We start from the raw sequence: 528 nt of genomic DNA on the forward strand, positions 1-528 counted from the left end.
AGAGCGCGGTTTATTCGATGAGGTGATGGTACTTTGCTATAACCCGATGGAAATGATCCCTGTAAGAGGCAAAGGCTCACGTATTTGGGATCAGGACGATAACGAGTACATCGACTTTGCTGGTGGTATTGCAGTGAGCTGCTTGGGTCATTGTCATCCAGTAATGGTTGATGCGTTGACTGAGCAAGGCAACAAGCTGTGGCATCTAAGTAACGTGATGACGAACGAGCCGGCACTTCGCCTTGCGAAAAAGCTAACTGAAGTGAGCTTTGCTGAGCGCGTATTCTTTGCTAACTCGGGCGCAGAAGCAAACGAAGCGGCACTGAAATTAGCACGCCGTTACGCGGCAGATGTTCATGGCCCTGAAAAATCAGAAATCATCGCATTTAAACAAGGTTTCCACGGTCGTACATTCTTTACTGTTACGGTTGGCGGTCAAGCAGCTTACTCAGACGGTTTTGGTCCTAAGCCAGGCGATGTTACGCACTTACCATACAACGATATCGAAGCACTTCAAGCACACATGTC

1 protein-coding gene is annotated in these 528 nt (G+C 48.3%); it reads left to right on the forward strand.

All coding sequences use genetic code 11. The features are described from left to right. A partial coding sequence (locus tag R8O11_RS30985; RefSeq protein WP_318195361.1) for an aminotransferase class III-fold pyridoxal phosphate-dependent enzyme occupies nucleotides 1-528 on the forward strand: 528 nt, incomplete at both ends.

This window comes from Vibrio sp. 1288 (assembly GCF_033344475.1).